This window comes from Nisaea denitrificans DSM 18348, assembly GCF_000426505.1.
GTDB classification, from domain to species: Bacteria; Pseudomonadota; Alphaproteobacteria; order Thalassobaculales; family Thalassobaculaceae; genus Nisaea; species Nisaea denitrificans.
This window is the reverse complement of record NZ_AUFM01000001.1, coordinates 80,731-93,810: the sequence shown is the minus strand read 5'-3', so window position 1 is coordinate 93,810 and position 13,080 is coordinate 80,731. Positions and strand designations below refer to the sequence as shown.

11 protein-coding genes are annotated in these 13,080 nt (G+C 55.9%); 3 read left to right on the top strand and 8 right to left on the bottom strand.

What is annotated here, in order from left to right; translation table 11 throughout:
* Window positions 1–282: hypothetical protein (locus tag K328_RS0100525; protein ID WP_028464304.1), on the top strand; the 282-nt coding region annotated here is incomplete at its 5' end.
* Between the two features lie 49 nt (window positions 283–331).
* Entirely contained in the window at window positions 332–673 is a 342-nt protein-coding gene (locus tag K328_RS0100520; protein ID WP_205620558.1) for an SHOCT domain-containing protein, read from the top strand.
* Window positions 674–1,193: 520 nt separating this feature from the next.
* Here the strand turns inward: K328_RS0100520 and K328_RS0100510 are convergent.
* Window positions 1,194–3,401, bottom strand: a complete 2,208-nt coding sequence (locus K328_RS0100510; RefSeq protein ID WP_245577360.1) for a heavy metal translocating P-type ATPase — start codon at window positions 3,399–3,401, stop codon at window positions 1,194–1,196.
* A gap of 699 nt (window positions 3,402–4,100) precedes the next feature.
* On the opposite strand from K328_RS0100510, the gene K328_RS26240 reads away from it, so the two are divergent.
* Window positions 4,101–4,520: a MerR family transcriptional regulator gene (locus K328_RS26240; RefSeq protein WP_084608021.1), complete on the top strand. Its 420-nt coding sequence runs from the start codon at window positions 4,101–4,103 to the stop codon at window positions 4,518–4,520.
* Between the two features lie 78 nt (window positions 4,521–4,598).
* Here K328_RS26240 and K328_RS0100505 read toward each other — a convergent pair whose 3' ends face one another.
* From K328_RS0100505 to K328_RS0100470, 7 genes are all read right to left on the bottom strand, one after another.
* Window positions 4,599–5,960 carry a TRAP transporter large permease gene (locus K328_RS0100505; protein ID WP_028464301.1) on the bottom strand — a complete coding sequence of 454 codons (1,362 nt, stop codon included), beginning with the start codon at window positions 5,958–5,960 and terminating at the stop codon, window positions 4,599–4,601.
* Entirely contained in the window at window positions 5,957–6,460 is a 504-nt protein-coding gene (locus tag K328_RS0100500; protein ID WP_028464300.1) for a TRAP transporter small permease subunit, read from the bottom strand. The genes K328_RS0100505 and K328_RS0100500 overlap by 4 nt, the downstream gene beginning before the upstream one ends.
* Before the next feature lie 649 nt (window positions 6,461–7,109).
* Window positions 7,110–8,939: a TraI/MobA(P) family conjugative relaxase gene (traI, locus tag K328_RS26820; protein ID WP_028464299.1), complete on the bottom strand. Its 1,830-nt coding sequence runs from the start codon at window positions 8,937–8,939 to the stop codon at window positions 7,110–7,112.
* The gene (locus K328_RS25455) at window positions 8,920–9,303 is read right to left on the bottom strand and encodes a plasmid mobilization protein (RefSeq protein ID WP_051284220.1); all 384 of its coding nucleotides are present in this window, start codon (window positions 9,301–9,303) and stop codon (window positions 8,920–8,922) included. Before K328_RS25455 ends, traI begins: the two co-directional genes overlap by 20 nt.
* 3 nt (window positions 9,304–9,306) lie before the next feature.
* Window positions 9,307–10,338: a toprim domain-containing protein gene (locus K328_RS25450; RefSeq protein ID WP_084608020.1), complete on the bottom strand. Its 1,032-nt coding sequence runs from the start codon at window positions 10,336–10,338 to the stop codon at window positions 9,307–9,309.
* 5 nt (window positions 10,339–10,343) lie between these two features.
* On the bottom strand, window positions 10,344–12,128 hold the full coding sequence (locus K328_RS0100475) for a type IV secretory system conjugative DNA transfer family protein (RefSeq protein WP_028464297.1): 1,785 nt from the start codon (window positions 12,126–12,128) through the stop codon (window positions 10,344–10,346).
* A 2-nt stretch (window positions 12,129–12,130) separates the two neighbouring features.
* A complete protein-coding gene (locus K328_RS0100470; protein ID WP_028464296.1) occupies window positions 12,131–13,078 on the bottom strand; it encodes a CpaF/VirB11 family protein in 948 nt (315 codons plus the stop codon).
* Window positions 13,079–13,080 lie beyond the last annotated feature (2 nt).

Below are 13,080 nucleotides of genomic sequence, written 5' to 3'. Positions count from 1 at the left end.
CAGATGCCGATGATGGACCGTGGCATGATGGGTCAGATGCCGATGATGGGTAGATCCGGTTACGAGCAGATGCAGCCTTTGCGGCGCGACCTGACCACCGACGAGGTCAAGCACATGATGGAGCATCGTGTCACCTGGGCTGGGAACCCGAACCTGAAAGTCGGAAAGATTACGGAAAAAGACGCCGATACCATCGTTGCCGAAATCGTGACCAAGGACGGCTCGTTGGTTCGGAAGATCGACGTCGACCGTCACACGGGGCGCATGCAGGCGGTTCAATAGTCGAAACGGATTGCTTGCATTGCCTCCGTGAACTCAAGAGGGTTTAGTCATGCTAAAATACACATTCGCGATGGTTGGCGTGGTGGCGGGGCTGGCAACGTCACCACTGGCCCTTGCCCAACAAGCGCAAATTCCCAATTACGGTCCGCACATGTGGTCGGGCGGTTGGCACGGATGGTTTTTAGGGCCTATCATGATGATCGTATTCATCGCCGTCGCCGTGGCCGTGGTCGTTTTTATGGTGCGCTGGCTCGGTGGAACCGGCCATGGCGCCGCTCATCACGCGCACGCGGCCGTTAGAACGCCCCTCGAAATCCTTAAAGAGCGTTTCGCCAAGGGTGAAATCGACACGGAAGAGTTTGAGGAACGTCGACGAGTTCTTGGCGAATAGATCGCATCAAGAATCATTCCTAGATGTCAGACATTAGCTAAACTCGGCTGTTCAACGGATAAGCCTATCTTGCCCTGAAACCAGACCTTGATTGGTGCATCCCACGATGGATCTCCGGATCTAAGGTCTTTTTCTCTTGGAGGTGTTTACCTTAAATCTCGCTGCCGCTCAGTGCGGAGAAAGGACGTCGCTCCCTCTCTGCATAGGCGAAACGCGCGTCCGCTCGCCTCGTTCCGGGACTCCCTGTTTTTGGGCTGCGTCCGTCACCCTCGAGCTGCTTGTGGCCTCGGGTGCGAAGTCCAATCCGATGGGATAGGTCCGAAACACGCCGACGGCCCCGTTAAGGAACAGCAACCGCTGTGCCTTGTACATGCGCAATCGGGTCACGTCGGGTCCATTGTACGGCCGAAACTTGCTGGCACAGCCTGACAGGGAGGTGGCCAATCCACCCAACAGCAAGAGACGCCCCATTTTACAGGGTCTGGTAGTGGTCAGACGCTACTCTCCCGACAACGCCGGATCAACGACCATGCGCCAGCGCCCCTTTCGTCACCTTCTCGCCCGCCGGTTCACCGCCGGATGGGCCGTCGTTGACCCGATGGCCGTTCAAAAGGCGCAGCGCATTGGCCACGACGAGCAGCGATACACCCACATCAGCCGCGATCGCGCCCCACATCGAGGCCATGCCGAACGCAGTCAGCCCAACGAAAAGCGCTTTCGTCGCGAGCGAGAGGCCGATATTCTGGCGGATGATGCTGATCGTGCGGCGCGAATGGCCTATGAGCCAGGGAATCCTGCCGATGTCGTCGGTCATCAGGGCGATGTCCGCCGTCTCGATGGCTGCATCGGAACCGACCGCGCCCATGGCGATGCCGTAATGAGCTCGCGCCATGGCTGGGGCGTCGTTCACTCCGTCGCCGACCATCGCCACCATCTCGTGCGACGCAACCAACTTCTCGATCGCCTCGACCTTGTCTTCAGGCAGAAGCTCGGCGCGCACCTCGTCGATACCGACCTCGGCGGCGACCGCGCGTGCGGTGCGTTCGTTGTCACCGGTCAGCATGACTATGGTCTTGACGCCCTGGGCGTGCAGTCGCGCCACGATGCCCTTGGCGTCGGGGCGAATGCGGTCGCGCAGTTCGAGCAAGCCAAGCACTCCGCCGTCGTCGCCCACGACGACCATGGTCGCGCCCGCAGCTTCGATCCGCTCACGCAGGTCGGCGGGGATCGCTTCGGCAACCCCCTTCTCGGCGGCGAAGCGGTCGGAGCCGAGCCAGACCGCGCGGCTCCGGAAATGGCCTTCGAGGCCGCGGCCCGGCACCGTGCGGGTATCCTCGGCGGCAGTCACTTGCGAACCGGCGCGGTCCAGAATAGCGCGCGCTAGCGGGTGCGAGGAGCGCGCCTCTAGCGATGCGGCGACGGCGAGCAGATCGGCCTCCGACGTACCTCCGAGCGGATACACGGCGGCCACCTCGGGCTTGCCTTCTGTTATCGTACCGGTCTTGTCGAGCGCTAGAGCCGTGGTGCGCGCCGGCGCCTCGACATAGGCGCCACCCTTGATCAGCACGCCGCCCCGCGCCGAGGCGGTGAGCGCCGCAACGATGGAGACCGGCGTAGATATCACCAGCGCGCAGGGGCAGGCGATGACCAAAAGCACCAGCGCGTTGTAGAACCAGAAGCCCCAAGCCCCGCCCGCAATGAGTGGCGGCAGCAACGCGATTGCGACCGCCAGCGCCATCACGGCGGGAGTGTAGACACGGGCAAACCGCGTCACCCACTGCTCCACCTCGGCGCGGCGGGAATGTGCGTCCCCCACCATGCGGACAATCTTCGCGAGCACCGTGTCGGACGCAACCTTCGTGGCCCGCACTGTCAGCGTGCCCTCACCGTTGATCGTGCCGGCGTAAACGTCATCGCCCGGTCCCTTGGGGACAAGCGCGCTCTCGCCCGTGATCGGCGCCTGATCGACCGCACCCGCACCGTCTGTCACCACGCCGTCGAGTGGGACGCGATCACCACCACGCACGACGAATCGGTCGCCCACGGCAACCCGTTCAGCCGGCACGACCGCTTCGACCCCGTCGTCGCGGATCACCCGCGCCGAGGGCGGGGCGAGATCGAGCAACGCCGCGACGGCATTGCGCGCACGCCCCACACTCCAGCTTTCTAGATAGAGCGAAAGCGCGAAGAAGAAGGCCACGGTCGCCGCCTCGAAGAACTCGCCGAGCCCGATCGCGCCGGCGACGGCGACTACCATCAAGAGGTTCATGTCGGGCGAGACCCTGCGGGCCGATGACCACGCCTTGGGCGCGACGAGCCAGACACCGAACAGGATCGCCAGGCCAAATAACGTCACCTCGGTCAGCGGCATCGGCGCCTCGCCATGGCCGGCGAATAGCCCGAGCGCGCCACCCAGGCCCGTCTCGACGATGTGATAAAGGAACCCCGCCGCCCAGAAGCCGCCGCTCAGCGCCGTGAACCGTCCCTGCTGCAGCAGATGCGCGGCCCGGTCGGCCTCGGCATTGTCCGCATCCCACGGACGGGCGCTCATGCCCGTGCCGGCAACCGCCTCGACAATGCGGTTGTCGGAGGCATCGCCGGCCGTGTCGAGCACCGTCATGCGCCCGTTGATGACGTCGAAGGCCAGATGTTCGGGCCCGCCGACTTCAGGCCCAACAACCTTTTTCAGAATTGACACCTCCTCAGCGCAATCCAGGCCGGTTACCAAGAAACTGCGACCGGATACTTCGCCCAGTGAAGTCACCATACCGCGGTTGGTACTGCAGCACCTGTCCACGCCATCATCATTGTGGCCAGGCTTGTGACTGCATTGACCGCTCGCTTTGTCAGAGCAGTAAGTTTGTCTCGAGTGTTCTTGCATGACCCAGCCTCGTTTTCCCGATAGTGCAGAATATGTAGTTGCTACAGCGACTAGAGCTTCAAGAGGAAATTCGCACTTGTTAAACACGATTCATCCGGTCGCACTCGATCAGGCCAGTCCATCTTCTTAGGATAGGTCGTTCGCAGCGCGATAGCTTGCCTAGACATTCAGAAGTGAAGAGAAATATCCCGCCTGTTTGAAACACAAACGGCAATTTCCTCGGCGATGTTATCAGGCAGACGGATTTGTCCGCGCAGGCCGATCGTATCGGCGATGGCTCGATCATGAGGAAGAAAAGCGCTAGAAGACGCCCCGCCTTTATTGATCGAGTTGTCCTTCTATGTAGCTCGGTGCTCCTCCGACTCCCATTGAGACTCGACTCGTGCTTAAAGTGAGCTCGGCGCACCTTTCCTCCTACAATCGAGTAGCTTCAAAAGTGCCTGTCCCCCGCACTGGCTATGCTGAAAAAACCTGATTTTCCACTTCCATAGAAGCGCCCTGCAAGCCTACGCTCTCTAGTCAATATAGCTTCAAGGGGGGGTCACTATGGCCGTTGAGCTTTCAATCGGTCAGCTTTCCGAAACAACGCGGTGCAAGGTTCCAACCATTCGGTACTATGAACAGATTGGGATGATGCCTGCGGTTAGTCGCACTAGTGGCAATCAACGGCGATATGGGCCGGAGCACGTTAAGAGACTCCAGTTTATTCAACATTGCCGAGATTTGGGTTTTCGTCAGAACGCCATAATCGAGCTTTTGGCCCTTACAGCTCAACCAAGTCAAGGATGCGAGGTTGTAACAGAAATAGCCAAATCCCACCTCGAAGAGATCAACCGTCGCATCGCTCGATTCTCAGGACTTAAACTAGAGCTCGAACGAATGATCGACTCCTGTAGCAGCGTAAATATTTCTGAGTGCCGTATTATCGAGAGTCTTGCGGATACTTCAAACGCTGATGCTTCCTAGCCCATTTGGCAGCATTTCCATTATTCGGTCATCCGAGTCTGCGCTCGATAGAGCCAATCGGTGTTTACGGTTCTGGCGTCAAATCCCCAAAACGGCTTTCGGTAGTATGGTTACCAGTGCGGGAAACATCAGCACCGCGGCTATCATTAAAAGCTGGATCGCAACGAGTGGGATAACGCCACGGTAAATCTGCGCCATTCGAATGCTGTCAGGAGCCGCGCCTTTGAGAAAGAAAAGCGCAAAACCAAAGGGTGGGGTCAAAAAGGAAGTCTGAAGAACCAAGGCAACGAGAGCGCCAATCCAGAGTCGGGCCAGTTGTTCGGATCCAACATATGCAGAAAAATCAAGCTGGCTTATTGCCGGGTAGAGAATTGGCAATGAGACTAGAGTGATCTCGATCCAATCGATGAAAAAGCCTAGCACAAATAAAATAATCAACACGACGGCCAGCACACCAAAATCGCCGATCGATAGATCTTCGAACAAGCCAATCGCTATGTCGTCTCCTCCATAAAACCGGAACACCAACGAGAAGATTCCAGCTCCTAGGACCACGAAAAACACCATTCCGGTGATCACCATCGTGCGAACCAAGGCTTGACGTAGTAGGGCCAGATCAAACCCGCGGTATAAAAAGATCATCGCACCGCCGCCGATGGCCCCGACAGCCGCCGACTCTGTCGGCGACACCCACCCCGCGACGATAGAGCCAAGCACCAATGCTATGAGTCCGACCGGCAGAACCAGGCTTCGAATAAGATAAATAAGTATTGAGCGTCCATTTTCGGACGGCATGGCTGCCGCACCGGAACGTGGGCGCAGCACATCAATTACAATAAAATAACAAATGAAGGCCCCCGCCAAGCACAGTATAGGCAAGATTGGCGCTAGAAACATACTGCCAATCGTCAACTCCATTGCATCCGACAGGAAGAACAACATAATCGCTGGCGGTGCTATCACCCCAAGCGTCCCGGCGGCCGCGATAACGCCGCTGGCGACTTCAGGACGATAACGCTGGGCCATCATGGTTGGTAAGGCAGCGGCGGCGATAGTAGCGACTGAAGCCCCAATCACGCCGGCAAGTGGCGCCAGCAGCAGGCCAATCAAGATCACCGATACGCACATGCTCCCGGGCGCGCGGCCTAAAATACGCTGTAAACACAGGAGCAGTTCTCGCGCAGCGCCACTGACTTCAAGCGCAACGCCCATGAATAACAGCATCGGTACAGCCGGATAGGTTAGATTCTCACCGATAGACATGTAAATCTTACTCGGAATGAGGAAGAGTGACTGAACCGGATACTCACCAATAACAACACCGAGCAACCCAAAGCCAACTCCAACCCCAGCAAGAATAGCCCCAACGGGAAAGCCCGACATTAGTAGGAGGGCAAGAACTATCAGCATGAGATGGGGGAGGTAATCCACCAAGATCATAGCTCGCTTCCTCGATCAATCGTCGGAAAGGCAAAACGGTAGATACCCGCCAAGAACAGGAGCAGAGCGCAGACTGGCAGCGCAGACTTGACTATCCACCGGGCGGATAGCCCCATAGCTGCGCGAGACCCTTCTCCCTGAACAAAAGAAAGCCAAGTCATTTCTGCGCCAAACCAGAATAATATAAGACAAAACGGAAGAAGGAGCACCGTCAACAAGATACGCTCGAGCCTTCTTTTTATACGGGCAGGGAGGCGTTCACGCAGAATATCAACTCGGACATGGCGCTCTTGAATATAGGTGTATCCAATGGCGAACATCACGCAACCGAAGAAGAAATGCCAGGCAAGCTCCTGCAATAAGGTCGAGCTGAAATGAAAAAGCCGCCGTCCGACGATGTCGTAGCCCGACACAAGAATGAGTGCTGGCAAGAAAATCAATGCTGCAGCGGCCCCACCTAGCTCGACGAGCCGTCTACAAGCAGATAACCAACCCTGCATCGCTTTCTGCCCCCTCACCTAAATCTGCCGCAATGAGAAATCTAGTACCTATAGCTACTATAGGTTCAAGCGATCATTTTGGGCCGGGCTGGTTACCTATCGACCGTACAGTGCGATGCTTTGTTCGTTGACCACTCAGCCTGCCAACGAGAATCTGATCCGATGAACGGCATATCTTAAGGTTTGGTGCTCTGAACCTCTTCTTCGCATCGATTGAGGGTAGAGTTTTCCTACTTCATCAGTATGACGGGCTTAATCCCCTCGCAAAAAGGTCCGCCCAAGCGTCATAACCCTTATAGGGCAGAATCGCTTTGATCCGTCCGAGGATGGGTGCGGAGACGGCTTGGGCAAGGCCGGAAGTGCACGCCTCGCACTGCTCGTCGCAACAGACGGCCTCGGGCGGATCGACGCGAATGCCGATCAGATTAACTCCGGAGACCTACTCCGCATCATCGAATCTATGAGCATCCGTGGAAATCGACTGAACGGCCATTGAGCTGAATCAGATAAACATTAAGAACCTGGAACCTGAGCAAGCCGACATAACAAATACTGACCGCTTTGGGTCGCCGCCGGCCGAATAGACCATCAGGCGCTGCAGGGTGGGAAGAAGATTCTGAAATTGAATTCAGACCAAACAACTTTTCTATCACCGCTCACGGCCCTGCGATCTACCTTGCTGCTTTGATTTCTTTTTTGAGCTGCGAGCCGGACCTGTTCCTGGCTTGCGTGAAATATCGCGTTCGATAACATTCTCAACAACCCAACTGTTCCGTTCGACAATTTTCCCGTTTGGGAGGCGCACCGGCGTTGTTCCCGTATGCTCAATTCGGATTGCCGCACCCGGCTTCGGATTGGCTCTAATCATCGCCTGCTTAAGATCAACGCCCCATATTGTGTGGCGTTTCCCGTTATCGCGTTCAACCGTCACGAAGTAGCTTTGGCTCTTGCCCGGTTTGTTCTCGAACGGTGCTCTGCCTTGCTCAATGAAACGAACTTCAGCCTTCGCAATCTCCGCCGACTTACGATTCTGTTTCCGGGTTCTTGCAATGCCGTTGCCAGCGTTGGCGCGGGTACGTGGCGCGCCTGGCGCTATAGTACCAACGCCCAGAAACAGGTTCATCATCTCCCTGTTTGCGACTACAATCACAAAGGCTAAGGGGTCCGTGTGAGCTTCGGTCAAAAGGAACGCTTTCCAGTTCCGAGCCGTGAGCCCTCGCACACGCGGTAACAGAGAACGCTTGCGGGCAATATAGCGGTCCCATAACGCGGTTCCGCCTGATGGCAACGCCAGCAGGGGCAGTTTTCTATATCCTATATTTCCCCCGCGCTTAGATCCCCTGTCAGGGCCGACAGGACGTTCGACGGCGTTAGGGCCTAAAAACGGCCCTAACCGTTCTTCCAGCTTCTTCTTGCTGGCACTACGGTCCAACGAAGAGGCTTTGATAGTGTTCTGTCCGCCAAGGTCTGCAAAGACCAAGCCGGCTCCACGCTTCTTGAGCTGAACACCAGATTCCCTGAGCGCTGTGTGAAGTTCATGCCAAGTAGCACTTTTCTGCAGGGCCTCGATCAGATTGGTTTTGTGGCCGCGGATCCAATGATCAAAATTATCTTTGTCCGGAGAAGGTCCATTCTTTGATGTTTCTTCGCGTACTGGATCTTCTCCGGCTCTGGTAGCCTCTTCGAAGCCTCCAAGCCGGCTCTCAAGCCCTCGAAGGCTTGCCGACCGGTCGAAGGACGAGGCTTTCATGGTGTGCCGGCCATCCAGGTCAGCGAATACCAAGCCAGCGCCGCGCCGTTTCAACACCACACCAGATTGCTGCAGGCTGGCATGCATAGCCGCCCAGGTGCGGCTCTGCTGCAGAATTTTCTTCAGTGGCTCTTTGTTCTCGATCATCCAACGCTGAAAGCTGACTTCCCACGTCTCACTTTCATAATCCCGCGCCGCTGGCGAAAGTCCCTCTGGATCCTCGCCTCGATCAGACATCCCCCGATCGATCGCTAGCCCAAATTGCGCCTCCATCGCTCGGCTGGTTTTCTCCAGGACCTTGAAGTCCCGATAGGGCGTGTGAACCCGGCCCGTCACCGGGTGAATTTTATTAAACGCGACGTGCATATGAAAATTGTCAGTGTTGATATGCGTGCCGGCAACATATTGATGGTCACCGAATCCCAACGCGGCGGCGTAGCTCTGAGCTATTTCTTTCAGGTTGTCTGGCGTCAGTGTTTCCCGCTCGCCGTCTCTGAACGACACTATCAAATGATAGGTCCGGTCGCCCTTTCCGCCCTTTAACTGACGGACGGCTTCAATCTCGGCTAACGCCGCTTCGAAACTCTCTGGGCTATCTCCGGCAGCGCAATTTGCCATCCAAAGATGATCGAGTTTCTCGCCTGTTTCCTTTGCTGCAGCGATATATTCACCCAGGCGCGTGAAGTCTTCGCCTCTATCGCCACTCTTGCTAACTTTTTTGGCGATCATCGAGGCGCTTCCTGGTGGGCTGCAGCTTACCCCTGATGCTCAAAACAACATCACGAATGATCCCCTTCGTCGTCTCAATTTCTGCAGCTATGCGGTCCAGCCGGGCGTCCAAATCGGATTCCTCTTTATCATCCAGAGCCATCTTGAATAAATTGCCGAGCCGGGCGAGATCGGCGTTGAGCTGAAGCAGATGCTGAATATTCGCCCACCCCGCGCGAGCTTCTGGCGACGGCAGCGGGACGCCCATAATTAATCGTCTTATAAGCTCAGAGGCAGAGAGTCCGGTCTGTGCCGATAAGACAGACAGCCTTTCGCGCTCGACCTCTGTCAAATAGCTCTTGGCTACGTGGCGATCCGAAGCCATCTGTCACAGCCCAAAATCACGTTCTCGCACCATCGACCTAACGGGGCGGGTTTTAACGCTACCAATCTGCTTTGATACTTCGCATTCAGAGCGGATGAGCGCCTTTATTGATTCATCGATCCCACGCACGCGGCGCAAGTCGTTCCAATCCGTAAGGCCGGCTGCTTTTTCAGCATCGGTAAACGGGGGCACCACGTAGAACGCGCTGCCGCCTTCAGAGACAACTGCAGTCACTGCTTTCTCGGCCCCTTTTATGCCCCCATTGAAAACTTTCGCGTTGTGATCATCATCGGCGCCAATGATCAAGGTGCGGCCCGGATGCAATTTGTGGATCGCGCTGGCAACGGCGGACAAATTGCCGCTATCAAATCCGACGACTGTTGCTCTTCGGGATGCTTCATGAAGTGCGGCTGCTGTCGAATACCCTTCTCCGATCATGATGTGCCCGCCATTCTTGATGCTCTGGTTAGGATCAATAATGTGGAACAGGCCGGCTTTCCTCGACCCCTTCAAATACCCCTTCCGACCGTCAGGATCGATCCATTGAAAACTCCATAGGAATCCATCTTCATCACGTAACGGGACCAACAAACGATTGTTCTTGTCGATCTTGAGGCCAAAGGAATCAATCTGCTTTGCTAACAGATACGGATGGTTCGTCGGCGCCGGCCGGGCGTTTGCAAAGATCCCGTAAGCCACCCGCGCAACGGCCTTGTGTTGCTCAAGAAGGCTATGATCGTCCGCCTTCTTTGATGCCGCGATTTCTGCCCGCCGTGCCGACAATGCGGGAGCAGAAAGATTGCCGCCTTTTCCGATCCACGTTACCGGTTCGGCGTGCTTGAAGTTATTGATAATGCCGCGAGGGACTCCATCATCCAGGAAGCCACGATAAGATCCGGATGTTGTACCTGGCTTATCGCCTTCGACCGGCGCCCGGTGCCAGGCGGAATCCATTACCGGTCGGGCCTCTAATCTGAATCCATTTTCGTGAAGAGCAGACGCGAATTCATCGATTGGATCATAAATATCCGACATTAGTTTTACCCAACTTCATGGACCATCGCGACCGATGGTGCAGGAATGGATGCGCGCTTGCGCAAGGCTCGATTTTGAAAATAGAGAAGCTGAACGCCACGGATCGGCCGGCTGCCCGCCACAAGCAGAATCGCTTCACCTGGCGACATGCCGCCGAAGCGTTTTTTAAGCCATTCGCCGGGTAAAGACCGAGACAGCCAGTTCTTCCTTATCCGCCCCAAACGCATCGCTTCGTCTGGAGTCAGCAGCGATCGTCCTGTCTCAGTCTCGCTTTGACTTACTGACCCACACCCACCAATAGAGCCCGACGCCGAACGACGCGACTGAATGACAGTTGCTCTACCCGCCATATCCGACACGGTTTTCGCTGTCTCATACCGGTTCGGCGCGAACGCAATCTGAACATGACAGTTGCTCGTGATTGCCTCTTGTTGCCCATAGATTCCCTTGAGCATCTGCAAATCTTGCACGAACAGAAATGCTTTCACGCCATAGCCAGCGAGATAGGCAAGAGACGTTTCGAACACATCAATTTTCCCGAGGGATGTGAATTCATCCATCAGCAAAAGGATCTTTCTTTCGGCAATTCGGCCGTCGAGTGTTTCCGTCAGTCTCCGCAGGATCATTGCAAAGATGATCCGCGTAATGGGCCGAAGCCGTTCCAGATCCGAGGGCGGGATAACTAGGTAGAATGACGTTTTTTGATCACCGGCCAAATCGCTGATCGCGAAATCCGATGCTTCTGTATTGCGTGCCAGGATTGGATCGGACAGGAGACTGAGCGACGCCAACGCCGTTGAATGAACGCCGCTTCGCTCTTTCCAGTCCTTCAACCGCATAATCTTCGCTGCAGCCTCGACTTCGCGGTCGATTACCGGATCACCATGATCGAACGTCAACATTGCATCGAGCAATGCATCCATCGGATCTTCATTTTCTGATTTACCTTCGTCCGCACTTTGCGAAAGGAAACCGCGAACATCATTGAGCGACGCAGGGCGCCCTACACACTGATGGTTCCTGAACAAGACATGTAGGATTGCGCCGGTAAGCCAAGACGCGCCTTCACGCATCCAGTGGTCTTTAAGCCCCTTCCCCTCTGGGTCGATCAGGGTAAGAGCAATGTTCTGCGCGTCCTGGATCTCACGACCGGAGCCAAGGCGTATTTCGGCCAATGGATTGAATCGCGCAAATGGGGCCAGCGCCGTTGGATCGAACCGAATTATCCGCTGACCTATCTGGGCTCTATAGCCAGCAGTGAGTTGATAGTTTTCACCCTTAATGTCTAGAATGATCGCCGTGTCAGGCCATGAAAGAAGCGTTGGAATAATTAATGAGACCCCCTTCCCTGATCGTGTCGGGGCGAAGCACAAGACATGCTCCGGGCCATCATGTCGCAAGGGTTTTGCCCTGCGAAACCGCCTCTTCCATCCCCCAACTTGTATCCCGCGCTTAGCAAAAAGGCCGGCCTTGCGCAGATCGGAAACACGCGCCCAGGACGCCGTCCCATGAAGGGCTTTCGCCGCGAACTCACCGCTTTTTGTTTTTGATCCAGCCTGGGGCAACAAGATCGACCCGAGAGCCATAATCAATGCGCCGACGATACCGGCATACAGAACGGAGTTATCCATTCCGGCTGGCAGCCCACCACTTTTCTTTAGGTTGGAAAGCAGCCATTCCCACCAACGCTTGTCAGCGGGATCAAAGCCGACCAGTAACCACCATTGATACAAAATGCTGGCAACGACGGCGCTAAAGATGAGCACGAGAAAGACGCGATGACGAACCATTGTTAGCGTCCACCATCAACAGTTTGACCGTCCTTGATCACGTACCGGTCATTCCGCGCCTCATATATGTCTGAGACCCTTCTAAACCCATCCGAAGAGCGCTTGATCTGAATGATCACATCAACAAGTTCTTGAAGGAATTCCGGTATGCGTGGCATCGAGGCACCTGACCAGGCCACGTTCTGATCGAATTTTCGGTGGATAACCTGCTGGGGGCTTTCGGCGTGAATCGTACACATAAAGCCAGTAACGCCGGAGTTTAACGCTGCCAGCGCAGCAAAGGCGTTTTGGGTGCTTATCTCCCCCAACACGATATGATCCGGCGTAATACGCATCGTGTGGTCATACAGTTCACGCCACCCCACCATCCCGGCGCCTTTTTGCTCCTCACGGGACGCCAGAAGCCCGATACCATCGAAGAACCGCCCTAGGTGGAGTTCGGGGGTATCTTCCATGGCGACGACGCGCCGATCTGGTGGAAGCGTTGCCAACAACATATTCAATAGGGTCGTCTTTCCAGTGTTGGTCGCTCCAGAGACGATAATGTTTGCCTCTTTCGAGACGGCCGTCTCGATGTAGGCCTGTGTCTCTTCCGAAACGCCCCACTGGTCCCATTGCGGCTCAAATGGATGTTTGCAGCGCACAGCTAAACTGACACCGCTCTGGGTTGAGTTTCCAACAAGACACTCGAAGCGATGACCGCCCGATAAAACACAGGAGAGCTTCACGTTCTCCTCGCCATCAAAAACAAGACCGTTCTTGTTGGCTAGAGACCGGGCAATTGATTCAATTGCACCGCGCGAAAGCTCACCGTCTTCGAATTCCTCCTTGCCGACTCCTCGACGTTCCACAACGACGTGGTGTGGTCGCGAAATGCGAAGTTCGACTGTTTTAGGATCCGCGTAATACCGGGAAAGCGGCGCTAGAATTCGCTCACTGAGACGATCCATGA